General features: G+C 70.4%; 27 protein-coding genes. 10 read left to right on the forward strand and 17 right to left on the reverse strand.

All coding sequences use genetic code 11. The features are described from left to right. Nucleotides 1-4: 4 nt before the first annotated feature. Entirely contained in the window at nt 5-727 is a 723-nt protein-coding gene (locus tag ACIBK0_RS29310) for an FMN-dependent NADH-azoreductase (RefSeq protein WP_399086418.1), read from the reverse strand. A 69-nt stretch (nt 728-796) separates the two neighbouring features. On the opposite strand from ACIBK0_RS29310, the gene ACIBK0_RS29315 reads away from it, so the two are divergent. Next, the gene (locus ACIBK0_RS29315) at nt 797-1,681 is read left to right on the forward strand and encodes a sigma-70 family RNA polymerase sigma factor (RefSeq protein ID WP_399086421.1); all 885 of its coding nucleotides are present in this window, start codon (nt 797-799) and stop codon (nt 1,679-1,681) included. 74 nt (nt 1,682-1,755) lie between these two features. Here the strand turns inward: ACIBK0_RS29315 and ACIBK0_RS29320 are convergent, their stop codons facing one another. Both ACIBK0_RS29320 and ACIBK0_RS29325 read right to left on the reverse strand, forming a co-directional pair. Then, entirely contained in the window at nt 1,756-1,950 is a 195-nt protein-coding gene (locus ACIBK0_RS29320) for a ferredoxin (protein WP_399086840.1), read from the reverse strand. An 18-nt stretch (nt 1,951-1,968) separates the two neighbouring features. Then, complete coding sequence (locus ACIBK0_RS29325; protein ID WP_399086424.1) at nt 1,969-3,186, reverse strand: cytochrome P450; 1,218 nt, start codon at nt 3,184-3,186, stop codon at nt 1,969-1,971. 357 nt (nt 3,187-3,543) lie between these two features. Between ACIBK0_RS29325 and ACIBK0_RS29330 the strand changes: the two genes are divergently transcribed. Together ACIBK0_RS29330 and ACIBK0_RS29335 are read left to right on the forward strand one after the other, a co-directional pair. Then, on the forward strand, nt 3,544-4,176 hold the full coding sequence (locus ACIBK0_RS29330) for a LysE family transporter (protein ID WP_399086843.1): 633 nt from the start codon (nt 3,544-3,546) through the stop codon (nt 4,174-4,176). A gap of 374 nt (nt 4,177-4,550) precedes the next feature. After that, nucleotides 4,551-4,994 (forward strand): nitroreductase family deazaflavin-dependent oxidoreductase, encoded by a 444-nt coding sequence (locus ACIBK0_RS29335; protein ID WP_399086427.1) that lies wholly within the window; start codon nt 4,551-4,553, stop codon nt 4,992-4,994. 65 nt (nt 4,995-5,059) lie between these two features. On the opposite strand, the gene ACIBK0_RS29340 is transcribed toward ACIBK0_RS29335, so the two are convergent. Continuing rightward, on the reverse strand, nt 5,060-5,749 hold the full coding sequence (locus tag ACIBK0_RS29340) for a DUF4386 family protein (RefSeq protein ID WP_399086430.1): 690 nt from the start codon (nt 5,747-5,749) through the stop codon (nt 5,060-5,062). 142 nt (nt 5,750-5,891) lie between these two features. Here ACIBK0_RS29340 and ACIBK0_RS29345 point away from each other — a divergent pair, with 142 nt between their 5' ends. After that, nucleotides 5,892-7,850, forward strand: a complete 1,959-nt coding sequence (locus tag ACIBK0_RS29345; protein ID WP_399086433.1) for a histidine kinase — start codon at nt 5,892-5,894, stop codon at nt 7,848-7,850. Beyond that, on the forward strand, nt 7,838-8,470 hold the full coding sequence (locus ACIBK0_RS29350) for a response regulator (RefSeq protein WP_399086436.1): 633 nt from the start codon (nt 7,838-7,840) through the stop codon (nt 8,468-8,470). Before ACIBK0_RS29345 ends, ACIBK0_RS29350 begins: the two co-directional genes overlap by 13 nt. A 201-nt stretch (nt 8,471-8,671) precedes the next feature. On the opposite strand, the gene ACIBK0_RS29355 is transcribed toward ACIBK0_RS29350, so the two are convergent. After that, nucleotides 8,672-9,667 (reverse strand): cation diffusion facilitator family transporter, encoded by a 996-nt coding sequence (locus tag ACIBK0_RS29355; RefSeq protein ID WP_399086439.1) that lies wholly within the window; start codon nt 9,665-9,667, stop codon nt 8,672-8,674. Between the two features lie 218 nt (nt 9,668-9,885). Between ACIBK0_RS29355 and ACIBK0_RS29360 the strand changes: the two genes are divergently transcribed. After that, nucleotides 9,886-10,230 carry a DUF4235 domain-containing protein gene (locus tag ACIBK0_RS29360; protein ID WP_399086442.1) on the forward strand — a complete coding sequence of 115 codons (345 nt, stop codon included), beginning with the start codon at nt 9,886-9,888 and terminating at the stop codon, nt 10,228-10,230. A gap of 38 nt (nt 10,231-10,268) precedes the next feature. Here the strand turns inward: ACIBK0_RS29360 and ACIBK0_RS29365 are convergent, their stop codons facing one another. From ACIBK0_RS29365 to ACIBK0_RS29380, 4 genes are all read right to left on the reverse strand, one after another. After that, complete coding sequence (locus ACIBK0_RS29365) at nt 10,269-11,441, reverse strand: RNA-guided endonuclease InsQ/TnpB family protein (protein ID WP_399086445.1); 1,173 nt, start codon at nt 11,439-11,441, stop codon at nt 10,269-10,271. A gap of 320 nt (nt 11,442-11,761) precedes the next feature. After that, entirely contained in the window at nt 11,762-12,157 is a 396-nt protein-coding gene (locus ACIBK0_RS29370) for a VOC family protein (RefSeq protein ID WP_399086448.1), read from the reverse strand. An 83-nt stretch (nt 12,158-12,240) separates the two neighbouring features. Beyond that, the gene (locus ACIBK0_RS29375; RefSeq protein WP_399086451.1) at nt 12,241-12,702 is read right to left on the reverse strand and encodes a pyridoxamine 5'-phosphate oxidase family protein; all 462 of its coding nucleotides are present in this window, start codon (nt 12,700-12,702) and stop codon (nt 12,241-12,243) included. A 99-nt stretch (nt 12,703-12,801) separates the two neighbouring features. Beyond that, nucleotides 12,802-13,566, reverse strand: a complete 765-nt coding sequence (locus tag ACIBK0_RS29380) for a TetR/AcrR family transcriptional regulator (RefSeq protein WP_399086454.1) — start codon at nt 13,564-13,566, stop codon at nt 12,802-12,804. A 118-nt stretch (nt 13,567-13,684) separates the two neighbouring features. Between ACIBK0_RS29380 and ACIBK0_RS29385 the strand changes: the two genes are divergently transcribed. The 3 genes from ACIBK0_RS29385 to ACIBK0_RS29395 all read left to right on the forward strand — a co-directional run bounded on the left by ACIBK0_RS29385 (nt 13,685) and on the right by ACIBK0_RS29395 (nt 18,111). Next, complete coding sequence (locus ACIBK0_RS29385) at nt 13,685-15,178, forward strand: APC family permease (protein ID WP_399086457.1); 1,494 nt, start codon at nt 13,685-13,687, stop codon at nt 15,176-15,178. 49 nt (nt 15,179-15,227) lie between these two features. After that, a complete protein-coding gene (locus tag ACIBK0_RS29390; protein ID WP_399086460.1) occupies nt 15,228-16,859 on the forward strand; it encodes an amidohydrolase in 1,632 nt (543 codons plus the stop codon). A 220-nt stretch (nt 16,860-17,079) separates the two neighbouring features. Beyond that, nucleotides 17,080-18,111: a 7-epi-alpha-eudesmol synthase gene (locus ACIBK0_RS29395; protein WP_399086463.1), complete on the forward strand. Its 1,032-nt coding sequence runs from the start codon at nt 17,080-17,082 to the stop codon at nt 18,109-18,111. A 100-nt stretch (nt 18,112-18,211) separates the two neighbouring features. On the opposite strand, the gene ykgO is transcribed toward ACIBK0_RS29395, so the two are convergent. Next, nucleotides 18,212-18,334: a type B 50S ribosomal protein L36 gene (ykgO, locus tag ACIBK0_RS29400; RefSeq protein WP_189186548.1), complete on the reverse strand. Its 123-nt coding sequence runs from the start codon at nt 18,332-18,334 to the stop codon at nt 18,212-18,214. A gap of 134 nt (nt 18,335-18,468) precedes the next feature. Continuing rightward, a complete protein-coding gene (rpmG, locus tag ACIBK0_RS29405) occupies nt 18,469-18,633 on the reverse strand; it encodes a 50S ribosomal protein L33 (protein ID WP_189186546.1) in 165 nt (54 codons plus the stop codon). Between the two features lie 152 nt (nt 18,634-18,785). Between rpmG and ACIBK0_RS29410 the strand changes: the two genes are divergently transcribed. Then, nucleotides 18,786-19,145: a DUF6204 family protein gene (locus tag ACIBK0_RS29410; RefSeq protein ID WP_399086468.1), complete on the forward strand. Its 360-nt coding sequence runs from the start codon at nt 18,786-18,788 to the stop codon at nt 19,143-19,145. 138 nt (nt 19,146-19,283) lie between these two features. Here the strand turns inward: ACIBK0_RS29410 and ACIBK0_RS29415 are convergent, their stop codons facing one another. From ACIBK0_RS29415 to ACIBK0_RS29440, 6 genes are all read right to left on the reverse strand, one after another. After that, on the reverse strand, nt 19,284-20,177 hold the full coding sequence (locus tag ACIBK0_RS29415; RefSeq protein WP_399086471.1) for an NAD(+)/NADH kinase: 894 nt from the start codon (nt 20,175-20,177) through the stop codon (nt 19,284-19,286). A 351-nt stretch (nt 20,178-20,528) separates the two neighbouring features. Beyond that, on the reverse strand, nt 20,529-21,797 hold the full coding sequence (locus ACIBK0_RS29420) for a cytochrome P450 (RefSeq protein WP_399086474.1): 1,269 nt from the start codon (nt 21,795-21,797) through the stop codon (nt 20,529-20,531). Continuing rightward, nucleotides 21,794-22,399, reverse strand: a complete 606-nt coding sequence (locus ACIBK0_RS29425) for a GTP-binding protein (RefSeq protein WP_399086477.1) — start codon at nt 22,397-22,399, stop codon at nt 21,794-21,796. The genes ACIBK0_RS29420 and ACIBK0_RS29425 overlap by 4 nt, the downstream gene beginning before the upstream one ends. After that, on the reverse strand, nt 22,380-22,751 hold the full coding sequence (locus tag ACIBK0_RS29430) for a DUF742 domain-containing protein (protein WP_028798636.1): 372 nt from the start codon (nt 22,749-22,751) through the stop codon (nt 22,380-22,382). Before ACIBK0_RS29430 ends, ACIBK0_RS29425 begins: the two co-directional genes overlap by 20 nt. Next, on the reverse strand, nt 22,748-23,158 hold the full coding sequence (locus ACIBK0_RS29435; protein WP_028798637.1) for a roadblock/LC7 domain-containing protein: 411 nt from the start codon (nt 23,156-23,158) through the stop codon (nt 22,748-22,750). The genes ACIBK0_RS29430 and ACIBK0_RS29435 overlap by 4 nt, the downstream gene beginning before the upstream one ends. Nucleotides 23,159-23,163: 5 nt before the next feature. Continuing rightward, a complete protein-coding gene (locus tag ACIBK0_RS29440; RefSeq protein ID WP_399086482.1) occupies nt 23,164-24,870 on the reverse strand; it encodes a sensor histidine kinase in 1,707 nt (568 codons plus the stop codon). Nucleotides 24,871-25,167: the final 297 nt, after the last annotated feature.

Raw genomic sequence — 25,167 nt, forward strand, 5'->3', positions numbered from 1 at the left:
CCGCTCAGGCCGCTCCAGCTGTTGCGGCGGCCAGCGCCGTGACTTCCGCCCGTGCCGCCGCGAGTGAGGTGGCCGCAAGCCCCTTGAATCCGGCCAGTTGGGGAATGTCCTGTGCCCGGGTCAACTCGGCGGCCACCAGGTGCAGATGCTCGCCGGGCACTCCCAGGTTGCCGAAGTACGCCCGCAGGTAGGGGGTCTGGAAGTCGAAGCCCTCCCGGGGTGTGCCCGGGCCGTAGCCGCCGCCTCGTGCCATGACCACCACCACGCGCGTGTCCCGCAGCAGGCTCTCCCCGCTGTCCGGGTCGGTGAACGCGCCGGGGAAGGACACCCGGTCGACCCACGCCTTCAGCGTGACGGGGACGGAGAAGTTGTACATCGGGACGCCGAGCAGCACGGTGTCCGCGGTGAGCACTTCCTTGATCAGCGGCCGGGTGAGCGCCCATTCCCGTTCCTCGGCCGCGCCCTCGACCAGCGCGGCCACCTTGCTCGGCGGAACGACGCCCTGCCGCTCCACGCGCTGACCGAGGGCGGCGTAGGCCGGACCGATCAGCGGTACGGGATCGGCGGACAGGTCGCGGTGCCGGTATCCGTCCGCGCTGTGCGCCTCGCGCCAGACGTGCGCGAACAGCGCGGTCAACTGCCTGCTCACCGAGTCGGCGGAGCGGCTGACGCTGGAATCCAGATGGAGCAGGGTCGCACCCCGCGACCGGGTCATCGACGTGTGCATGGTCTGTGTCACCTCGACTTGATCGTGTACGTCATAGGAGTGACGGAACGCGACAAGGAAAGGTGACCCATGGACGGGCACGACGAGCTGGCGCGGCGGTTCGAGGCGCACCGCGGTCAGCTGCACGCGGTGGCCTACCGCATGCTCGGTTCGCTCAGCGAGGCGGAGGACGCCGTCCAGGAGACCTGGCTGCGGCTGGGCCGTGTCGACGCCGGCGCGGTCGAGAATCTGACCGGCTGGCTGCGGACCGTGGTGTCCCGGGTGTGCCTGGACATGCTGCGCTCACGCGCCGCGCGCCGGGAGGAGTTCGTCGGGCAGCGGATCCCGGACCCGGTCGGGGAGGCCGACGACGCCGACGATCCCGCGCAGGAGGCCCTGCTCGTCGACTCGGTCGGACTGGCGCTGCTCGTGGTCCTCGACACGCTGAGCCCCGCCGAACGCCTCGCGTTCGTGCTGCACGACATGTTCGCGGTGCCCTTCGAGGAGATCGCTCCCGTCGTGGGCCGCTCGCGGGTGGCCGCCAAGAAACTCGCCAGCCGTGCGCGCCTCAAGGTGCGAGGTACGCCGGTGGTGTCCGGCGCGGAGCTCGACCGGCACCGGCACGTGGTCGACGCCTTCCTCACGGCCGCCCGTGGCGGCGACCTCGGCGCGCTGCTCGCGGTGCTCGACCCCGATGTCGTACGCCGGGCGGACCCCGCCGCCGTGCCGGCGGGCACGGCGACAGAAGTCCGCGGTGCGCGGGCCGTCGCGGAGGAGACGGTCCTCCTGCGCGAGCGGGCGCGCCATGCGGCACTGGCGCTGGTCGACGGAACCGTGGGGCTGGTCGTCGCCCCGCGCGGCCGACTGCTGATCGCCCTCACCCTCACGGTCGACGGCGAGCGGATCACGGCGTACGAGGTGATCGCCGACCCCGTACGCCTGCGCCGACTCGATCTGGCTGTCCTGGACAAGTGACGTCGAGGCCTCTCAGGACCTTCAGGCCCGCCGGGGGGTCAGGTCCCGCACGGCTGTCAGGTCCCGCTCGACGCTCAGGTCTCGGAAACGGTGATGGCGCCGACCGGGCAGGCCCTGGCCGCCTCCCGCAGCAACGGGTCGCCGCCCCCGTCCTCCCGGCCCGGCAGCAGCTCGCTGAATCCGTCGTCGTCCTGGGTGAAGACGCCCGGGGCGGTGAGGGCGCACTGGCCCGCGCCGATGCAGACGTCCTTGTCGATGGAGATCTCGATGCTCATGTCCGCAGCCTCTTACCAGGTCACAGGGAGTTCCAGCATTCCCTGGATCGTGTCTCCGGGTTTGAAGGGGATGTCGTCGACGGGCGCGGCGAGCCGCAGCCCGGGGAACCGGTCGAAGAGCGACAGCAGCGCGATCTCCATCTCGGCCCGGGCGAGGTTCTGGCCGAGGCACTGGTGGATACCGAAGCCGAACGCGATGTGCTGGCGGGCCGAGCGGTGCCAGTCCAAGGCGTCCGGTTCGGCGAAGGTGTGCCCGTCGCGGTTGATGACGGAGGTCGAGAAGATCACCCCTTCGTCGGCGCGAATCGTCTTCCCGGCCACCTCGATGTCCTCCGTGGCCACCCGCAGCAGCCCGTCCGCGATGGAGAGGAAGCGCAGCAGCTCCTCGACGGCGGCGGGCATCAGCGTCGGCTCGGCGCGTAGCTCGGCCAGCTGTTCCGGGTGCCTCAGCAAGGTGAACGTACCGAGCGAGATCATGTTCGCCGTCGTCTCGTGCCCGGCCACGAGCAGAATCGTGGCCAGCGAGATCAGCTCCTCCCGATCCACCGCGCCCTCGCGCAGCTGATCGTGGATGAGCTCGTCGAGGAGTCCGTCGCCCGGCTCCCGCTGCTTGCGGTCGATCAACGAGCCGAAGTACGCGTCCAGCTCGTCGCGCGCGTTCTTGATGTCGGCCGCGGCGGGGCCGCGCAGCAGTCTGCGGGACTTCTCCTCGAAGAAGTCGTGGTCGGCGTACGGGACACCGAGCAGGGCGCAGATCACCATGGAGGGCACGGGCAGTGCGAAGGCGTCCACCAGGTCCGTCGGCGGGCCCTGCTCCGCCATCCGGTCGAGGAGCCGGTCCACGGTCTCCTGGATGCGCGGGCGCAGCATGGCGACCCGCCTGAGAGTGAAGCTCGGGACCAGCATGCGGCGTTGGGTGTGATGCTCGGGATCATCGAGTCCGAGCAGCGCGACGCGGCGGTCGCGGACCGCCGCGAACCGCTCCGTGGGCGCCGGGAAGGCGGGCAGGGTGCGGTCCGACGAGAGTCGCGAATCGGTGAGGAGTTCACGGGCGGTGGCGTGGCCGGTGACCACCCACACGGCGCGCCCGTCGAACAGGGAGATCCGCGAGAGCGGGCGCGCCTCGCGCAACGGGTCGTAGGCGGTGGGCGGGTGGTAGGGACACGTACGGTCCTGGGGAAAGGCGATCGGTTCCGTCGTGGGGGGTTCAGTCCTGAGGGGCTCTGTCATGGTGACCTCGCAAGCGCTGGTTCCCTCTTGCCGATCATCATTAGATGCCCGGGGCATCTACACGGCCACGTGAAGTTCGGCCAGATGCGCCGGACGCGCGATCTGGCCGAAGTGTGGGGGACCCGCCGCCGAATTCCTCGGTTTTCCCATGTGTGTCGTCGCCCTGGTGGCGCACACATGGCCTGATCTTCTCCAGAGTAGCTCTCAGGTAATTCGCTTGCGTGGGCAGATCCGATGGCCCCAGGATCTGCCCATGTCCACGATCGAAGCCTTCCTGCCGCCGACTTCCGCCGCCGCTCGTCCGGTGCGGGTCCAGCAGCAGCCCGGCCGACCGCGAAGGCCCGCGCTTCCCCGGTCGTGACCGCCGCGCTCGTCGCGGGGCTTCTCGCGGGCTTCGGCATCGCCATGCCCGTCGGAGCGGTCGCGACGTACCTCGTCTCCCTCACTGCTCGTACGTCGTTGCGGATCGGCGTCTGCGCCGCGCTGGGCGTCGCGACCGCCGACGGGGTGTACGCCCTGGTCGCCACGGTCGGCGGTGCCGCGCTCGCGGCGGCTCTCCAGCCGGTCCTGCTCCCGCTGCGCTGGGCCTCGGGGCTGATGCTGGCAGCGCTGGCGACACGGGGCGGGGTGTCCGCGTACCGCCAATACCGTGAGCAGCAGCTCGCCACCCGCTCGGGGCCGGATCCGCTGCTCCCGTCGCGCGCGTATCTGGCGCTGCTGGGGATCACCCTCCTCAACCCCACCACGGTGATCTACTTCGCGGCGCTGGTGCTCGGCAGCCGTACCGCCGAGGCGGTGCGCCCCTTGGAGCAGGGAGTGTTCGTCCTCGCCGCCTTCGCCGCGTCCGCGAGCTGGCAAATGCTGCTCGCCGGGGGTGGCGCACTGCTCGGCCGTGCCCTGACGGGGCGCCGGGGACAGCTGGTGACGGCGCTCGCGTCGAGCGTCGTGATCACGGTGCTGGCCGTACGGATGCTGGTTGCACCGCAATGACGAAGGATCGCGACGACGAACTTCTTCGACCGGCTCAACGCGACGATCGAGGAGCCGGCCGGGGCGCCGGGGGCTGAGCGCTTCGCCTGCGTCGGCCTCGGACCCGAACGCACGGGCAACGGCCGGGCTGTCCTCGTCGCCCTCCCCCATCCGGCGCGGCAACTCCCGACCACGACGCATACGTCGAGGCGTGATCGGCGCATCCGGACCTGGGGCCGCCCCGAGTCGTCCGTGTGCGGGGACGGCTCCACCGTGCCGCAGGTGTCCTTCGGACGCGATCACACGCGAGGCAATGGTGCGGAAGATTCGGGTGCCTACTGGTGTTGAATCGTGCCGAGACACGACCGGTACAACGCGACGATGGGACGGAATTCATGCCTCTTGAGGGCGAGTACGAACCCAGCCCGACGCAGTGGGTGCGGGAACAGGTGGAGCTGTACGAGAGCTCCGGCGGCACCAAGGGCACGACCCTGATGGACACGGGCCTGCCCGTCATCATTCTCACGACCCGTGGCGCCAAGAGCGGCAAGATCCGCAAGACCCCGCTGATGCGCGTCGAGCACGAGGGCCAGTACGCGGTGGTCGCCTCACTGGGCGGAGCCCCCAAGCACCCCGTCTGGTACTTCAACGTCAAGTCCGATCCGCGTGTGGAGCTCCAGGACGGCCCCACGCGCCATGAACTGACTGCTCGTGAGATCACCGGCGAGGAAAAGGCCCTGTGGTGGGAACGCGCGGTCGCCGCGTATCCCCCCTACGCCGACTACCAGAAGAAGACCGACCGGGAGATCCCAGTCTTCGTACTGGAGCCGACCGACTGACGGGTCACCGGCACGGCGATGGCCCGCACCGGCCCCCCGCGCCGGTGCGGGCCACTCCCCCCTGGTCAGGCGGCAGTGCGCCGCCACGCGTGTGCGGCGATCAGGATCGCCGACACCGCACCCGGCAGCGCCGCCACCGCTCCCGAGGTCCCCGACGAGAAGACGAAGCCCAGCGGGCCACCGACGAGGAACAGCACCGAGATCCACCACGGGAGCACGCGCGAGCGCAGCAGGGCCACGGTGATGAGCAGCGTCGCCAGAAGGGTGGCCAGTGCGCCAGGGGCCACCAGGCCCATGACTTGGCCGTCGTGGGCATTGACGTAGTGCACGAAGGCGCGTCCGGTCGGCTCGTTCAGGGCGGCGGTGTCGGTCGCGTACGAGTAGACGGCGGCGATCGAGGCGAGCCCCGCCGCCAGGAAAACCACCGAGAGCACCGCGACCACGGAGCCGATCCGGGCGAGTGCGGCCCCGCGCTCGCGCACCAGGATGCAGACGGCGACCGCGAGGCCGACGGTGAACACGGCGATGCCCACGCCTCCATAGGCGTAGAGCGTCCAGAAGGCGCCCCGGTTGTCGGCAACCTTGTCGTACGAGTTGCCCTCGCTGGGGTCCCCGCCCGGCGCCAGCCAGGTGAGCAGGAAGTTCATCACCTGTCCGACGACGACCGCGACCAGGGCGAGCGTGGCGAAGGGCCGCAGTCGGGGCGAGGGCAGGGTCTGCGCGGGGCGTTCTGCTGTGGTGGTGTGGGCGGTCATGGCGGTCTCCCGACGTCCGACGTGATGGTGCGTCACCGCACTGTCGCGCGCAGCGGGTCGGCGCCACATCGGAGCTGCCACGGGCAGATCCTGCGTGCCAGTACGGATACCGACGCCGGCCCTCCGGTCCTACCGTGAACGCATGCCCTGGCCCCGCCGACTCTCCCTGGTCATCGCGTCATCGACGGCGCTCGTGACCGCCGGGGGCTGCGCGCTGCTGTTCTTGGATCCCGCGCCGACCGCCGGGGACGTGCTCACCGTCGTCGGAGCGGCCGTGGTGGGGGCCTTCTCCACCGGCCTCGGCCTGTTCGTGTCCAGCCGCCGTCCCGCCAACCCGGTCGGCCTTCTGCTCACGCTCATCGGCCTCGTACCCCCGCTGATCATGCTCGGCGACACCTACGGCCAGGTGAGCGTCGACCGCTCGCGGCTGTTGCCAGGCGCCGAGACCGTCCACCAACTCGGCGCCGGCCTCTGGACGTTGTGGTACGTGCCGGTCATGCTGCTCGTGCTGGTCTTCCCGGACGGACGTCTGCCGCCCGGCCGCTTCCCGCGCCTGGTGTTGTACGGAGTCCTGATCGACCCGGTCGTCTTCGACGTGCTCGCCGCGCTCGACCCCACCCCGTACGACCCGCCCTTCGAGGACTTCGAGCACCCGCTGCCGACCGTGCCCCCGTCGCTGATGTGGGTGGCGTACGTCTCGCTCGGGCTGCTCATGCTGCTGCTCGTCGCCTCGATGCTGGTGATGCGGCGCCGCTACTGCACGGCCGAACCGGTGCAGCGGGCCCAGGTGAAATGGTTCGCCCTCGGCGCTGTCGCGCTGCCGGGCACGCTGTTGTTCTGCTGGACGGACTACCTGCTGTTCGGCGAGGTCGGGGTCTTCATCTGGCTGGGGCTCGTCGCGCTCTATCTCGGCGTGCCGTCGCTGACCGCGCTGGCGATCCTGCGGCACGACCTGTACGACGTCGACCGCGCCGCCAGCGCGGTGGTCACCTGGGCCGTGGTCACGGCGGGGCTGCTCGCCGTGTACAGCGCGGCCGCCGCCTCCGGGGGTCTGGCGCTGGGCCGGGGCAGCGCGGTCCTGGCGTCCGCCGTGACGGCGCTGGTCGCCACGGCGCTGGTCCCGGTCAAGAACCGGGTACGGCGACGAGTGGACCGGCGCTTCTATCCCGCACGTCAGACAGCGCTGGCTGCCGTACGGGCGTTGGAGCGTTCGGTGCACGAGGGTCGGGCGCGTCCCGAGCAGTTGGAGGAAGCGCTGCGGAGCGCGCTGCGGGCTTCCGAGCTGCGCGTGGGCTATCTGCTGCCGGGCGGAACGGAGTTCAGGGACTGCGACGGCGTACGGGTCACGTCGGGCCTTGAAGTCCGCGCCGCGGGGCGGGTGATCGGCGTGATCGACGGGTCGTGTCCGCGCGAGGTCGCCACCGCCTGTGCCTCGCTCGTCGAGACGGTACGGCTGCGGGCCGAACTCGCGGGCGCGCTCGGTGAGGTGGAGGCCAGCCGGAGCCGGCTGCTGCGCGCCGGGTACCGCGAACGGCGGCGCCTGGAGCGAGACCTGCACGACGGCGCCCAGTCACGGCTCGTCACGCTCGGCATGGCGCTGCGGCTCGCCCAGCGTCACCTCGACGACGGCACGGTCGACATGGACGGGCTGCTCGACCAGGCCGTGGCCGAACTCGGCACCGCCGTCTCGGAGTTGCGCGAGCTGGCGCACGGCCTTCGGCCCAGCTCGCTGGACGACGGACTGGGCCCCGCGCTGGAGGCGCTCGCCGCGCGGGCGCCGGTGCGGCTGGACTGGCGGCTCGACGGACGGGCACTGCCCGACGACGTCGCGACGACCGCGTACTTCGTGGCGAGCGAGGCCGTCACCAACGCGGTGAAGCACGCGGAGGCGGCGAGCATCCGAGTCGTCGTGCGCGAGGACGGGGACGGTGCGGTGCGGGTGACCGTGCGCGACGACGGGCGGGGCGGTGCCAACCCCCGTACCGGCTCCGGGCTTTCGGGACTGACCGACCGAGTGGCCGCGCTCGGCGGGCGGCTGCACATCACCAGCGGGGCCGGTGCCGGAACGACCGTGGAGGCGGTGCTGCCATGCGTATCGTGATCGGCGAGGACTCGGCGCTCTTCCGGGAAGGGCTCGCGCGCCTGCTCGCGGACGCGGGGCACGAGATCGTCGGGCGAGCGGGCGACGCCCCCTCGCTGGTGGCCGCCGTGGCCGAGGCGCGACCCGATCTGGCGGTCATCGACATCCGGATGCCGCCGGACCTGACGGACGACGGGGCCCGGGCCGCGCGGCGTGTGCGCGACGACTTTCCCGAGTTGGGCATCGTGCTCCTCTCGCAGCACATCGAGACCCGCAACGCGGTGGAGCTGGTCGCGCAGGGACGGTTCGGCTATCTCCTCAAGGACCGCGTCTTCGACGTGGAGGACTTCCTGGAGGCACTGCGACGCGTCGCGGCCGGCGGCTCCGCTCTCGACCCCGAGGTGGTCTCCCGGATGCTGGGCGCGCACCGGGATCCCCTGGCCTCCCTCACCGCCCGCGAGGCGGAGGTGCTCGGGCTGATGGCCGAGGGACGCACCAATCTGGGCATCGCACGGCGGCTGTGGCTGACCGAGCGGACTGTGGAGACCCATGTCGGCTCGATCATGGCGAAGCTCGGACTCGCGACGGGTGAGGAGCACAATCGGCGGGTCCTGGCGGTGCTGGCGTATCTCACGGGGTGAAGGGGCGAGAGACCTCGGGGAGCGTGCCTCGTCGGACCCCGAGGACTCTCCGGGACAGCCCCTCGACGGACCCCGAGGCCCCTCCCGGACAGCCAGCCCCGCGACGGACGCCGAGGAACCTCGGGTCGAGCCTCGGCCGCACCCCACGGAAATTCCCTCGGATTCGTGCGCATGATCCGTCGCCCCTCGGGCACCCGAGCGTCAGGCCCCGCCGCGCTCCCCCGTCGCGGCGGGGCTTTTCCCTGCCGCGTCGCCGGGCGCGGCCGCTCGCGCCGTTGGTGCGTCGGTGACGTCGAGGAAGATCTGGTCGGCCTGCTGGACGGTGTGGGCGATGGAGCGCTTGATGCGGACGGCGACGTCTTCGACCTCCTCGCTGTCGAGCCCCGGGACGAGGTCGATACGGGCGGCCACCAGGGTCGAATCGGGTCCCAGCTGCATGGTCAGCAGCGCCTCCACACTGTCTATCTCGGGCTGCGCCTCCAGCAGGGCACGGATCCTGTGGCTCTGCTCCTCGTCGGCGGCCTGCCCGATCAGCTGGTCACGGGAGTCACGGCCCAGTCGGTAGGCGACGTACACGAGCAGCACCCCGATGGCGAGGGAGGCGGAGGCCTCCCACACGACCTGGCCGGTGACCATGTGCAGCGCCATGCCGGCCCCCGCGAGGGTCACGCCGAGCACCGCTGTGCCGTCCTCGGCGACGACCGTGCGCAGCGCGGGGTCCCGCATGCTGCTCGCACGACCCTGCTGGTGCACCTGGCGCAGCGCGCGCACCAGCGAGGCGCCTTCGGCGAGGAGGGCCACCGCGAGGACCACGAACCCCGCAACATAGCCGTGGAACGACTCCTCGGCGCCGTTCCTGAGGGCCTCGAAGCCTTGGAAGAAGGAGAAGCAGCCGCCCATCACGAAGATGCCGACGGCCGCGAGCAGCGACCAGAAGAACCGCTCCTTGCCGTAACCGAACGGGTGCCGTCGGTCGGCGGGGCGACGGCTGCGCCGCAGGGCGGCCAGCAGGAACACCTCGTTCATGCTGTCGGCCACGGAGTGCGCCGCTTCCGAGAGCAGCGCGGGTGAGCCCGCAACCAGGCCGCCGACCGCCTTGGCCACGGCGATCACCAGGTTGGCGCCCAGGGCCACCAGCACGGTGACGCGGGTCTTGCGGTCCGAACGTTTCGGCGGTTCCGTCGAGTCGTTGCCCACACCGGACGGTTTCCCAGGCCCGCCTGCCTCACACCGCGGGCCCGGCGGGAATCGGGGAACATCTCCCGGGTACCAGGTGCTGTGGGCGTACGCCCACGACCTCTACCAGACGCCCGGATACGGTGACACCGTCGACGTGACCGCGCCGGGACGGTACCGGAGGGTCCAGAGGTTCCGGCGTGGGGCGTCCCTGACCGGAAGAGGCAAAGGAGACCCAGGTGTCCCAGAAGCGGAAGAAGCTCAAACTCCCCCTCGCCTACAAGCCTCTGGGCTTCGTACTGAGCTGGGCGAGCGGCGCCCTCGCGGGACTCGCGTTCCAGCAGAGCTGGAAGGCGATACGTCACGAGGAGGATGCGCCGGACGCGCTGGACCGGGACCGCGGCTGGGGCGAGGTGCTGCTCGCCGCCGCCCTCCAGGGAGCGATCTTCGCGGTCGTCCGTAGCGCGGTGGACCGCGCGGGCGCGAAGGCCATCGAGCGCTCCACGGGTGTGTGGCCGTCCCCGGACAAGGACGGCCGGGAGTCAACGACCCGGGGAATGAATTCCCGGGCTTGCAGCTCGTGACCATCACTGGCGGTGATGGGGCTGGCCGCGTCCAGAACTCACGCGATGAACGTGAGTTCAGGGGCCGCTGACTGGACCCCGCAGACCGACGCCATCCACCCGCGGTGGGCGATGTTGTGGGACGAGTTGCGGTCCGCGTGATCAACGAATCCGCAGGACCGGCAGGCGAACCGGGCTTGTGAGAGCCGGTTGCCGCGTTCGATGTGATGACATTGGGAGCATTCCTGGCTGGTGTACGCCGGATCGACGTACACCACCGGCACTCCGGCCTTCCTTGCCTTGTAGGCGATGAAGGCGCCGAGTTGCGCGAAGGTCCAGGAGTGGAGCGTGGTGCGTTGGGGCTTTTTCAGCCGGGCCCGCTCGCGAATGCCCTTCAGATCTTCCAGAGCTACTCCGCGACCGGTGCGTTCAGCCTCCGCCACGATCCGTTTCGAAATCTTGTGGTTGATGTCCTTGTTACGGCGGGCCTCTTTACCCGCGTACTTCCTCGCCCGCCGCCTGGCCGACTTGGTCTGCTTCTGCTGCAGTTTGCGTCGCAGCTCGCGGTCCCTCTCCCGTTTCCGGTTGATCCGGCGCCCGCAGTGGCGGTCACCGTCGCTTGTGGCGGCGATGTTCACGATGCCGAGGTCCACGCCGAGGAAGGCGACCGGGCGGGTGTTCAGCGCGGCTTCGGGCATCTCGCAGGTCGCGATCACGTACCACTTCCCGCACTGGTGCAGCAGGTCGGACTCGCCCTGGCGGTGCCGGGCCAGGACCTGAAGCTGTTCGGCCTGTCCGGTGAAGGCGAGGTTTTTCATCCGGCCCGCCGTGGTCCAGATCGACACGGTGCGAGCCTCGTGCTGCCAGGACAACATCCGGTCGTCGTAGGGCTGGGCGGCCTTGGGGCGAAAGGCGACCGGTTTGCCCGAGGCGCGGGTGTGGCGTTTCGATCCCGGCTTGCCGTACCGGCCGGCCCGCAGATTGGCCCTCAAAGTGGTGTAGGCGTCGCAGGTCTTCTTGATCGCGTGCTGGGCGGCCTGCGCCCCCAGCCCCCACCGGGTCTTGATGTCCTGGTAGGCCAGCTTTCGCAGGGCCAGGTTCTTGCGCACCCCCTCCTCGAAGGCGACGGACGCGGCCCAGGTGGCGGCCTCGTTGCAGGCGGTCAGCGTCGCCTCAAGTGCCGCCGCCTGCTCGGGCGTCGGCAGCAGCTTGACCCGCACCACCAGCTTCATGACGCCGACCCTAACCCTCTCGGCATACAAACCACCCCACCCCGTACATGCCCCACACGACCACGCGACCGGTCGCGCACATGTACGCCTCATGCTCCTTCTCCGGCTCCGCCGGACAGCGATACGGGCGCTCCGCACCCGAAGAAGAAGCTGCTGCGAAACTCCGCGTCACCGCCACGGGATGCGATTCCTCCCAGGCGTGAACGCCCGGGGTACCTCGCAAGATCAGGCTGAAGACCCCGGGGACGGAGGGCTGAAAACCACAAGGGCGCCTGGGGCTGAAGCCCCGTCCGTGGCCGAAGGTCAAGCCCCGCCGGAAGTCACCCCTGCTTGGGCGCTGTCGGGCGCACCGCCCGGCGCAGTGTGAAGGAGTGCCCGGCCGGGTCGGCGTAGCCCCGTTCCTCGTACGGGCCGGCCGCGTCCTTGGTATCGAGCGGGCGCCCGCCGAGGCCGACGACCCGGCGTTCCGCCTCGTCCAGGTCCGCCACATGGAAGTCCAGGTGGGCCTGGAGGGAATTCTCGGGGCGCGGCCAGCTCGGCGGCGTCGCCGTCACGTCGCGGCGGAACGCCATCCGCATGCCGTCGGCACCCTTGATCTCCACACGGTTGGCGGTCGCCTCCGTCTCCTCGGCCTCGAGCAGCTCTTTGTAGAAGGTGGCGAGCTTCTCGGGCTCGGAGCAGTCCAGCACTACGACGCCTGCCGTGACCAATGCCATGTGTCCTCCGTAGGGGGTTCCCGGGCGCGGGCGGCCTCCTGCCACCGACTGCTCCGCGCTCCCGGGTACCCCGTCCGGCGATTTCAGTCGGCCACCACCCACGCGCCGTCACGCATGAGGTCGCGTCCGGAGATCTCATTGGCCTCGCGCCAGGCCTGTACGCGCTGCGGGGTGATGCGGAAGTAGAGGTAGGCGGTGGCGAGTTGGCGCGGGTCGAAGCCGGTCTTCGCGGCGAAGGCGTCGCCGACTCCCTCCGGCAGCTCGGCCGGTTCCAGCGTCGCTGCGGTGCCCTCGACGATGACCACGTCGCGGGTCGGGCCGATGCCGAGGCGGGCCCTGCCGGTCGTCCGCAGGTTCCGGCCGGTGGGACTGGCGGCCGGGGTGGCCAGCAGCAGAGTCGCGCCGTCCCAGAGGAACGACAGCGGAATCAGATACGGAGGTCCCCCGTCGCCGTCGGCCGTGGACACCCACGCGTCCTCGTCGTTCTCCAGCCGGTTGAGCGTGTCCAGCTTGCGCTGCTTCGGGGTACGGGCGGGCGGGTTCATCGTCGGGCAGCCTCCTGGTGGCCGTCGTACGGTCAGGTCTACGAGGGTGACGGTGGACGTCGTGGGGACAGGTCTACGGGGATGACGGCTGAGCGCTCCTCAGTGTGACGCGCCAGGCGTTCTCCCAGGGAGCGTCTGCGTGTTCCCGTGCTCCGTGATCTCCTCCAGCCGCGCCGCCGCCGCGGTCAGCAGCATGTCCAGCGCCGCCGGATACGCGCTGCGTCGCATGTCCGCCACCAGATGGCGGGCCGTCGCCGCGATGTGCGGGTATGTGTCGCCGGGCAGCCGGGCGTACGTCGCCCGCCACACGCCCGCCTCCGCCTCGCGCGCGGTCCGGGGAAGGGCGATGCTCGCAGCGTCGAGCGCGGCGAACGCCAGCGCCTGGTCGACGAAGGCGTGGTAGATCCGTACGGCCTCGGGATCGGGGAAGCCCGCGCCGCGCAGGACGCCGAGGATCGTCTCGACGGCCTCGATCTCGTGCACCCGGCCCGTCACGCGGTAGGAGCTGAGCACTGCGGCCTGTGGGTGCGCGAGGGACCCGGAGTGCATCCGCAGGCCGAGGTCCCGCAGGTCCGCGCGCCAGTCCCCGGTGGGATGCCAGGTGCGCAGCGTTCGGCCGATGAGTTCGTCGGCGATGGCGAGCAGCAGGTCGTCGGTGTCGCGGAAGTACCTGTAGAGGGCGCTGGGGTCGGCGCCGAGGGCGAGGCCCAGGCGGCGGACGGTGAGGGCGTCGGCGCCGTGCTCCTTGAGGAGCCGCAGCGCCGTCTCGACGATCAGTTCCTCGGAGAGTACGACGCCCGTCTTGGTGGGGCGCCTGCGCCGACGGGCGGCGGGCGGGACGACTCGGTCGTTCGTGGACGGCATGGGTTCTCCCTCCGGTGCGGGCACCTTATGTCAACAGCGTTGACCTGTTAAGCCCCCGGGCAGTTTCATTTCCGGTCATCGGGCCGGAACCAGGCCCCGGGTGCGATCGGAGCAGGCCATGACGCAGAAGCCGTACGGTGTGGATCCCCCGTCCCTGCGCAAGTCCCTCGGCGTCGTCGACGGCGTCGCGATCGCCGCCTCGAGTACGGCGGCGACCACGAGCATCGGCATCGGACTCGGCGTGACGGCCGGGGTGGTCGGGCTGCATCTGCCCGCCATCATGCTGCTGGCTTTCCTGCCGATCCTGGGGATCGCGGGCGCCTACTCCCGGCTGAACCGGGTCGAGCCGAACGCGGGCAACGGCTATGTATGGGTGGGCCGTTCCCTGACCCCCTGGCTCGGCTTCCTGGTCGGCTGGGTGAACATCGTGGCCACCGTGGCCTTTCTCGCCTACACCACGGCCGTGACCGGTTCGGCGATGCTCCAACTCGCCGGTGAGGCGGGGCTGCACACGGTGGCAGGCCTCGTGCTCGACCCGGGCTCCACCGCGCAGACGACCGCGGTCGGCATCGTGATCCTCGTCGCCGTCACGCTCACCGCGGTCACCGGCGTCAAGACCGCCGCACGGCTGCAGAGCGGGCTGCTGGTCTTCGAGTACGTCGTCCTGCTGGGCTTTTACGGATACGGCATCGCCACCGGGCCGCACCCATTCAGCCTGAGCTGGTTCAACCCGTTCGAGATCCCCTCGGCATCGGCGCTCGCGCAGGGGCTGCTGCTCTCGGTGTTCTGTTACTGGGGCTTCGAGGCGGCGTTCACCGTGAACGAGGAGGTGCGCGACCCCCGGGACGCCTCGCGGGCCGGGACCATCACGCTGGTGACGATGCTCGGGCTCTTCCTGCTCGGTTCCGTCGCCTTCCAACGCGTGCTGTCCGAGCCGGAGTTGGCCGGGCACGGCGCCGAGGGGCTGGCGTTCTTCGGCGACCGGCTGGCCTCACAGCCGCTGGCCGCGCTGCCACTGGTGGCCCTGATGTTCTCGGCCGTCGCCTCGCTCCAGGCCGGTGTGATCCCGACGGCGCGCGGAATGTTCGCGATGAGCCGGGACCGCACGCTCGGACCGGTGTGGTCCAAGGTGAGCGCCCGGTACGGGACTCCGGCGGCCGGAACGCTGCTGATCGGCGCGCTGGCAGCGGCCGTGGCCGGGCTCGCCCTGGTGATCCCGCGGCTGGCCGACATGATCATGGCGACGGTCAACGCCGTGGGAATCGTCGTCGCCCTCTCCTACGCGCTCACCGCGCTCGCGGCCGCCGTCCGCTTCCGGGGGCTGCTGCGCGAGGACTGGCGGCAGGGGATACGGGCCGTGGTGCTGCCCTCCTTGAGTGCCGCGGCGCTGCTCGGGCTCGGCGGCTACCTCGGCTGGTCCTTCTACACCTCCACCGACCATCTCGAAGTCAGCGCGGACAACGGGTGGTTCCTGCTGCTCGCCCCCACTGCCATGATCATCTCCGGTTTCGTGGCCGCCGCGTGGGCGAAGTGGGTCCGCAAGTCCCCGTACTTCGGTACCGGGCACGGCACCGACGCCGACGCACCGCAACTGCTCGCGACACCGCGCTGAGAACAACGCACGGCACCCGCACGCCCTACCCCTGGCAAGGAAACGGAACATGCACGCTGACCTCCTCTTCACCGGCGGCCCGGTCCTCACCCCCGAAGGCCGCACCGCGACAGCCGTCGCCGTCACCGCAGACCGGATCACCGCCGTCGGAAACTCTGAGGTCCATGACCTGGCCGGCCCGAAGACCGAGGTGGTCGACCTGGCCGGACGGCTGCTCCTGCCCGGCTTCCAGGACGCGCACGTCCACCCGGTCCCGGCGGGCCTGGAACTCGCCCAGTGCGACCTGACCGAGGCCAAAACGGCCGAGGACACACTCGCCGCCGTCCGCGCGTACGCCGACGCGCACCCCGACCGGGAGTGGATCACGGGCGGCGGCTGGTCCATGGAGGCCTTCGAGGGTGGCACGCCGACCAAGGAACTGCTGGACGCTGTCGTGCCCGACCGACCGGTGTACCTGCCCAATCGGGACCACCACGGCGCCTGGGTCAACAGCCGCGCCCTGGAACTCGCGGGCGTCACCCGCGACACGCCCGATCCGGCCGACGGACGCTTCGAGCGGGACGCCTCGGGAGAACCCACCGGCATGCTGCAGGAAGGAGCCATGCAGTACGTCGGCCGGATCACCCCGCCGGCCACCCCGGCGGACCGGCTCGCGGCACTGCTGCACGCGCAACGGCATCTGCACGCGCTCGGCATCACCGCCTGGCAGGACGCGCTCGTCGGTACGTTTCTGGGCATGGACGATCCGTCCGAGGCCTATCTGACGGCCGCCCGCGACGGTTCGCTGACCGCCCGCGTCGTCGGCGCCCTGTGGTGGGACCGCGCACGCGGAGCGGAACAGATCCCCGAACTCGTCGAGCGACGTGCCGCGTTGAGCCACGGACGGTTCCGGGCCACCACCGTCAAGCTCATGCTGGACGGGGTCGCCGAGAACGGCACCGCCTCGTTGCTCGACCCCTATCTCGACACATGCGGCTGCGCGACCGCCAACCGGGGCACCAGCTTCATCGACCCGGCCCAACTTCCGGTATACGTCACCGAATTGGATTCACTCGGGTTCCAGTGCCACTTCCACGCGCTGGGCGACCGGGCCGTACGCGACGCCCTGGACGCCGTCGAGGCGGCCCGGAGGGCGAACGGGCCGAGCGATACGCGTCCGCACCTGGCGCACCTGCAGGTGGTGCACCCCGACGACATACCCCGTTTCGGGCGCCTCGGCGCCACGGCCAACATCCAGCCGCTGTGGGCCGCGCACGAGCCGCAGATGGACGAACTGACCATCCCCTTCCTCGGGGCCGAACGCGCCGCCTGGCAGTACCCGTTCGGGGCGCTGCTGCGTTCCGGGGCGCGGCTCGCGGCGGGCAGCGACTGGCCCGTCAGCAGCCCCGACCCGCTGCAGGGAATCCATGTCGCGGTCAACCGTGTGAGCCCCGAGGAGGCGGGCCCGGTGTTCCTGCCGGCCGAACGCATCGACCTCACGGCCGCGCTGACGGCGTACACCGCGGGATCGGCGTACGCGAACCACCTCGACGACTCCGGGAGCGTACGGGAGGGGGCCCTGGCGGATCTGGTCATTCTCGACCGCGACCCGTTTGACGGGCCGCCGGAGGCGATCGCCGAGACGAAGGTGGCGCTGACCTATGTGGGAGGCGAGCGCGTCCACGCGGCACCTGACGCCTGAGACCCGACTTCACCTGCGGCGAAGCGAGTTGAGACGGATCACACCCGCATCACGCGTTACAGATCTCACACCATAGATCGTTTAGGCTCTGGGCAGTCTCGATGCGCACTTGAGTCATCAACAACCGACTCAGATAGAGCAGTTCGAGTCAGCGGGCGACGAAAACGATCGCCCGTTCGCAGGGGCGGGGGCCTGTGAATCGTCTCAAGAGAGGACGCGAATGCCGCAGGACGTCAGGTTCGACCTCCCCTTCAAGACCCCCGTCAGCGAGCACCTGGAGTACGCCCGAGAGCGGCATCTGCGCTGGGTGTGGGACATGGGACTGGTGCGCAGCCAGGCCGGGTTCGAGGAGTACCAGTCCTGGGACCTCCCCCAGGCGGCGGCACGAACCTACCCCCACGCCTCGGCCGACGACATGCTCGTCTTGATGAACTGGTTCTCCCTGGCGTTCCTGTTCGACGACCAGTTCGACGCCGGAAGGCCCGACCGCGCGGACCGCATAGCCGAGGTCGCGCGGGAACTGATAGCCACACCGCTGCGCCCCGCCGGAACCACTCCCCGTGTGGTGTGCCCGATCACCGTCGCCTGGGCGGAGGTCTGGGCCCAGCTCTCGGATGGCATGTCCCTGACGTGGCGGACCCGCTTCGCCGCCTCCTGGGGACGCTTCCTCGTCGCGCACACCGAGGAGGTCGACCTGGCCGCGGGGGGTCTCGCGGGCACGCTCGGCCTCTCGGAGTACGCGGAGTTCCGGCGCCGCACGGTGGGCATCCACCACAGCATCGACGCCGGTGAGCGCAGCCGCGGCTTCGAGGTGCCGCCGCAGGTGCAGGCCCATCCGCTGATGGTCCGGATGCGCGATCTCGCCGCGGACACCATCGGGTTCATGAACGACATCCACTCCTTCGAACGCGAGAAGCGTCGAGGAGACGGCCACAACCTGATAGCCGTGCTGCACCGCGAACGCGGCTGCAGCTGGGAGGAGGCCGCCACCGAGGCGTACCGGATGACCACGGAGTGCCTCGACGAGTATCTCGGACTAGAGGCGCGCGTCCCGGAGATGTGCGCGGAGCTGACTTTGACCGCCGAGCAGCGCGTCCAGGTCCGGATGGGCGTGGAAGCCATCCAGCACTGGATCAACGGCAACTACGAGTGGGCCCTGACCTCGGGTCGCTACGCCGCGTCCAAGGAAGGCCCGGCCGCTACCGCGGAGTTGGCGGGCAAGGGCTCCCTGGACGATCTGCTCGCCGTGTGACTCACCGTTTCCGCCCGCCGGATCCTCCTGTCGGGCAGAAACGGCCGGCCCGGTTCTCGCGCGGTGCGAGGACCGGGCCGGCCGGCGTCTCCCCCCGGTGTCAGCCCTGACGGGCCTTGAACCGCGGGTTCTTCTTGTTGACGACGAAGACCACGCCCCGCCGACGGACCACCTGAGCCCCGGGCTTGGACTTCAACGACGCCAACGACTTGCGCACCTTCACAGTTCTGCTCTCCTTCTGCCGGACACCGGACCGCACTCAGCGCCGGGCCGCGGCCGCATCGATCAGCGGGCAGCCGTCCGCCTCATGCGGTCTGCATCCCCTGCGGCTGTCCGCCCGGTGACACCGGGCTCGGTTCAGCGTTCCTCCCGGAACGCGACGTGCTCACCGGCCACCGGGTCGTACTTGCGCAGCACCAGCCGGTCGGGGTCGTTCAGACGGTTCTTTCGCGTCACGTACGTGACACCGGTCCCGGCCGTCGACCTCAGCGTGACGACGGGACGCGCACTACTGCGTGCCATGAGCTCCTCCTTCCGCCCACACCCGCGACATTGACTCGCGCATGTCAGCTACGAGTGTTGTAACAGCGGCCCCGGCCACCACATTCCCGCCTGGCGGAGCGGCAGACGAAACTCCATAGAACCGCACCGACGCCACTGCCTAGGGTCGGGCCATGACCACTCGCACCTTCCGTATCACCGTCCGTGGCGTCTTCGACGCGCTCAGTACCGACCAACGTGCCGAGCTCCTGGCCCGTGCGCCGGAGCACGACGTACTCCGCGCCGCCTTCACCGCCGAGGGGCACCTCAGCTACGACCTTGCCGCCCGATCCGCCTTCACCTTCCGGTTCCTGGACTCGGGAGAGAGCGAGGAGGACATCCTGGAGGCGACCGAACGCGCGGAAGGCGCCGCGGAAACGTGGCTGGCCGAACGGGGCTACGGCTACAAGAACCTCAGGTCCCAGGCCGAGGACCTCTCCCAGGCACCCCTCGGCAAACGGCAGCGCCGCGCTGCGGCCCGGATGAACGACTGACCCCGGAGCACCGGCCGCCATCAGGCGTTTCGGCTTACGTCGGCGAGGGCGGCCCCGAGGCGCTCACCAGCGGGATTCCGCGCCGAGAGCCGTGAGCAGCCCGTCGGACAGGGTGGCTTCGGTCGCCACCCGCGTCGTTCACGGCGACGGCATGCCTTCGGGAGCTTGGCGGCCCGCTTCCACGCTGCCCTTGATGCCGAGTTTTCTGCGCGCCCGCTGGTAGAACGTCGTGCCGCCGAGACGTACGACTTGAGCCGCCGCGGGGGAAGCCGTCACGGTGATCCGGTGGCCCGCGTCGAGGTAGCCGACCACTTCACCGTCGACCTCGACGGCGAGGCGCCCTGTCGTAGGCAGCAGTTCGAGTGTGACGTCCTCGTCCGCCGGCAGGACGAGCGCCCTGTCGAACGACGAGTGGGCGCTCGCGGGGACGACGAGGATGGCCTCGACTCTGGGCGACATGATGGGGCCGCCCGCGGCGAAGCTGTACGCCGTTGATCCGGTCGACGTGGCGACGACGACCGCGTCGGCCGCGTATCGGATGAACTCATTGCCCTGGAGACGGATCGCGATGGCCGCAAGTCCGCTACCGGGTACACGGACGAGGGCGATGTCGTTGAACGCACGGAACTCGCGCCCGTCCGGGAGACAGGTCCGTACGGCCATACGCGGCTCGGTGGTGTAGTGACCCCGGTCGACTCTGTCCAGCGCCATGGGCAGATCATCGACGTCGATCTCGGCGAGGAAGCCCAACCGGCCCAGGTTCACGCCGAGCACCGGGGTGACAGTGCCGAAGAGGAGTCGCATGGCGCGGAGCATGGTTCCGTCACCGCCGAGGCTGACGACCAGACCGGCCCGGGCGACGAGGGCTTCCGCCGGCACGGACACGGCGCTGCAGTCGATCCGGCCCACCTCGTCCGGCAGCCCCAACACCTCGGTCTGGCTCTTACGGGCCCATTGAACGACCGATTCGATGACCGGTCCCGGGTTGCGTCTGGGATGCAGGATCAGACCGATCGATCCGATCAGACCCATGGCCAGGCCCCTTCCGTAGGTACGCACGCCAGGTCCGAACCTATCCCGCCGCCGGTGCCCGGTACGGCAATCAGGACGGGGCTGTGTGCTTACTCCCCGATTGCCGCAGCGAAGGTGACGCAGGTCGGACCTGTGCCCGGGGGTTCGACACGGCGGCAAGCACCATTGTTGTCCTCCCCTACGCGGCGAGGGCTTCCACGGCTCGCTCGCGGTACTGCCGCACCGGTCGCCGGGCCGAGCAGCTGCTCGGCCGGTAAACCTTTGCCACCGAGACCGCGGACAGCAGGGCAGCGTCCGATGACGCCCGCAGCGCTCTCGGGGGAGCCACGCGCGTCGTGGCTCCCCCTGCGCTCACACCCCGGCGATCTGCGCGGCGAACTCCACTGGCAGGGCGTCGAGTCGCGCCTCCCAGGTCGAGGCGGTCGAGGTGAGTTCGTCGGCCGGTACGGCAAGGCGCAGGCCGGGCAGCCGGTGCAGCAGGACGTCGACGGCCGTCTCGATGATGGCCTGGCCGATGTTCTGGCCGGGGCACTCGTGGGCGCCACCGCTGAACGCCAGGTGCGACTGGTTGCCCTGGAGGGAGACACCGGCGTCGGGCCGGATCTCCGGGTCGAGATTGCCTGCGGTGAGCCCGAGCACCAGGAGGTCGCCCTCCTTCACGTGGTGGCCGCCGAGTTCGAGATCGGTGGCGGCGAACCGCCCCGGCAGGACGGCCAGCGGCGGGGTGTTCCACATGACCTCCTCGACGACCGCGGAAACGTTGAGCTGTCCGCTCACGAGACCTGCGAGACGGGAGGTGTCGGTGAGGATCAGCTGCAGCACCCGGGCCAGCAGATTGCTGGTGGTGGTGTGCGCGGTGATCAGCACCAGGCGCAGATGGCTGAGGATCTCGTCGTCGTCGAGGTCCGCGTGGTGCCCGAGCAGGCCGGTGGTGAAGTCGGCACCGGGCTCGGTGCGCTTGCGCTCGGCGAGTTCCGCGAGGATCCGCATGATGCGGTCGTTGTGGGTGAGTGCGTCCTCACCGCCCTTGATGACCTGGGCGCAGGAGACGGCGAGGTTGCGTCCCTTGGCCGCCGGGAGCCCGAACAGCCGGGTCAGTACGAGCATCGGCAGGTACTCGGCGTAGTCGCCCACCAGGTCGGCGCTGCCGGCGTCGGCGAACGCGTCGATCTGCTTGTTGGCGAAGTGCGTGACATGGCGCCGAATACCGCGCCCCGCGACGGTCTGCAGGTTGTCGGTCACCGCGCCGCGCAGCCGGCGGTGCGGCTCGCCGTCCTGCGATACACAGTCGGGACGCCAGCCGAGCATCGGGATAAGCGGTGAAGTGGCTTCGACGCGGCCTTCCTTCCAGTCCCGCCAGATCCGCGCGTCACGGCTGAACTGGCGGGGGTTGTCCAGCACCCGCCGGTTCTCCCGGTACCCGAGGACCAGCCAGGCGGGGATGTCGCCCTCCAGGAGGATCGGCGCCACGGCTCCGTACTCCTTGCGCAGCCGCGCGTAGATGCCGTGCGGGTCGAGCGCCGCCTCCGGCCCGTACAGCCGGGTGAGATCGCCGTCGCCACCGTGTGCGACGGGGCATCCGCGAGGGGCTTCGGGACCGTTCAGGGGCTGCTCGTTCATCGGGGCTCCAGAGCGACGGCAGAGCGTTCCTTGAGGTGACGTATCAGCGCGATGAGCACGTCACGGCTGGATGACCGGTCGCGGGCGTCGCAGGCCACGACCGGGATGTGCGGGGAGATGTCCAGGGCGTCGCGGATCTCTTCGATCGGATGGTCCTTGGAGTCGGGAAAGACGTTCAGGGCGATGACGAAGGGGACGTCCTGCCGCTCCATCTCCTCGATGGCCCGGAAGCTGGAAGCCAGCCGCCGCGTGTCCACCAGCACCACCGCCCCGAGGGCGCCCTTGAACAGACCGTTCCACAGGAACCAGAACCGCTCCTGGCCCGGCGTTCCGAACAGGTACAGCACCAGCTCGTCGTTGATGCCGATCTTGCCGAAGTCCAGGCTGACGGTGGTCTCCGCCTTGTCCGCGACGCCGATCAGGTTGTCGACGTCGGCACTGGCCTGGGTCAGCGTCTCCTCGGTGGTCAACGGCTTGATGTCGCTGACCGAGCGCACCATGGTGGTCTTACCGGTGCCGAAGCCGCCGGCGATCATCACCTTCACCGAGCGGGTGCCCCCGGCCGTCTGCCGGTCGGGATGGTCAAAGCCTTTGAAGTCCACTGAGTACCTCCTCAAGGAGCGCGAGGTCGGGCCCGCTGCCGGCGCCTGACGCCGGGATGGGATGACGGGCTTCGACGCGGCCTGCGTCCAGCAGATCGGCCAGGAGCACCGCGAGAATGTTGAAGGGCAATCCGAGGTGGGCGCCCAGTTCGGCCACCGACAGCGGATCGCGGCAGCGCCGGATGATCTCCTCGTGCTCGTGCTGCATGCCGGGTACGGCCGCGGCGCGGGAGACGATCAGGGTCGCCACGTCAAGGCTCGACGCCGAACCGCCCGGTCCGCTGCGGCCACCGGTGAGGACGTAGTAGCGCTCGAGACCGGACGGGTCCGTGGGCGGGCGGGGAGCACTCATCCAGAGTGCTCCTCCAGGCGCGGAGTGGTGCCGAGGAGCTCACCCATCCTGCGGGCCAGGTCCCTCATCTGGTGGCCGAGAAGACCCTGGTCGAGGCCTTCCTTGGCAAGCACTCCGAGGTACGTCTCCACGCCGGCCCGCACCACGAACAGGTGGCCGCCGTCGACCTCGATCATCGCGAGCCGCAGCTGGCCGGCGTACTGCGGGAACTGCTCGGCCACCGGCTGGGCGAGCGCCTGCAGGCCCGCGACGACGGCGGCGAAACGGTCCACGTCGTCGGGGTCGTCGGCGCCGTAGGAGGTGATGGCCTTGCCGTCGCTCGATGCCACGAGGGCGAAACGGATCTCCTGGATGCTCTCCGTCAGGTCGCGGAGCGCCCAGCTCACGTCGGTTCCCTGTTGCGTCATGTGGACTAGTCGCTCTCTTCAGTGCGGTGCTCGTTGAACTCGCGTCCGGCGGCCGTCTCGCCACTGCCTGCCGGGGCGCGGTCCGCGGTCGTCTCGCGCGGCGGTTCGCTCTCGCGTCCCGCTGTGGCGAAGGCGGCGAGGCCGGTGAAGGACGCGTCCGGCGGCACGGCGGCCACGGTCTCCTCCGTCCGCTCGGCGGGCCTGGGCCGCGCCGACGGCGTCGACGGATCACTCCGCCGGCTCCTACGCCGGGGCAGACCGCCGGGCGTGGTGTCCGCGGCTTCGGCGGTCTCCGCGGAGGCGACCGGGGCGGGCTCGGCGCTCGTCGCTGCCGCGGCGGCCGGGGCGACCGGCTCGGTGACGGCGGCGGGCAGCGGGCTGAAGTACTTGTGGGGGACCACGACTACCACCGAGGTGCCGAGCCAGGGAGAGTCCGCGAAGGTGACCCGGATGCCGTAGCGGCGCGCCAGGGCGCCCACCACGCGCAGGCCCAGGTTCGCGTCCTCCGAGACACCGCCGAGGCCAGGGCCCGCCGCGGTGCCCGCGAGGGACTGCTCCGCCTCGCGCTTCTTCTCCTCGCTCAGGCCCTTGCCCGCGTCCTGGATCTCGATGCCGACACCGTTGGGCACCTCCTTGCCGGAGACGACCACGGGCTCGGTGGGCGGCGAGTAGCGCGCCGCGTTGTCCAGAAGGTGGGCGAAGATCAGCGTGAGGTGGTCCACCAGACCGCCGTCGACGCCGAGTTCGGGCAGGTGGCGGACCTGGACGCGGTCGAAGTCCTTGATCCGGCCGACGCCGCCGCGGACCACGCTGAGCAGCCGCTGCGGTTCCTGCCACTGACGGCCTGGCCGGTCCGAACCGCCCAGCACGCCGATGCTCGCGGCGAGACAGTCGGCGGGGCCGATCTCCTGGTCCAGTTCCATGAGGCCCTGGGCGACCGCGGGCAGCCGCCCGTGTTCGCCCTGCATCTCGTGCAGACGCCCGCGCAGCTTGCTGGTCAGGACATGGATCCGGCTGCCGATGCTGATCACGGCCTGCTCGGCGGAGGTCGATCGGTCGAACTCCTCCTCCACGCCGATCAGTGCGGTCCTGACGACCTTGCGCAGCTCGGCCCGCAGCTCAGGGCTCGCGTCCGGCTCCTCGGCGATCTCCGGCAGGATGTCGTCGATGGCGTCACCGGCCCGCAGTCGCTTGAGGGCCTCGGGCAGATACGAGTCAGCGATTCGCGCGATGACGGCCTGCTGGCGGGCGAGTTGCTCCTGCCAGACCTCGGCCTCTCCGGCAAGCCGCGCCTCATAGCCCTGCGCTTCGCCGACGAGCCGAGTCTCGTAGGCCTTGGCGTCCTCGGCGAGCCGGGTCTCGAAGGCCTGGGCCTGCTCGGCCAGTTGGCCTTCAAGGCCGGAGCGCTCGGCCGCGAACTTCCGTTCCAGGCCCGCCACGTGCTGCTGCCACTGCTGCGAGTGCTCGGCCTGCGAGGCGCGGAAGTCGCCGGTGGTGCGGCGCAGTTGGGACTGGGTGCGGACCAGGAGCCGTACACAGACGGCGCTGGCCGCGGTGGCCGCGGCACCGGCGAACGTCGCGGGTATCTGGACCTGGTCGGGTCCCGCGACGGCGGTGGCGACGGTTCCAGCACCTAAGGCCAGCGGCATCAGCCACCAGCTGTACCAGGCGACGGGTGCCCGCGCCGCCGGGGGCGGAGTGGCAAGTTCCATCTGCATCCTTCGAAAGCAACACGATCGAACAGGGGGGTGTGCAGGCGCCGAACGCGTCGGGGAACGCAGCGCGAGGCGACCGAATGTGTTCGCGTCAACTCGCAGCGCCGCACGGGAGCTTATCGGGTTTGAGATCGAAAGGATCAACCCCCTCCTTGGACCTGTGAGTGTTCTGTCACGCTCCGACAAGAGTGCTCACATCGACAAATCCCCTCACCGGCAACGCCATCACGAAGATCGCTCAACAACCGAACGGTCGGCTGCGATCAAGCCGTCGGGGTACGCGGCGATCACCTG

Origin of the sequence: Streptomyces sp. NPDC050564 (genome assembly GCF_044457265.1) — a bacterium.
GTDB lineage: Bacteria > Actinomycetota > Actinomycetes > Streptomycetales > Streptomycetaceae > Streptomyces.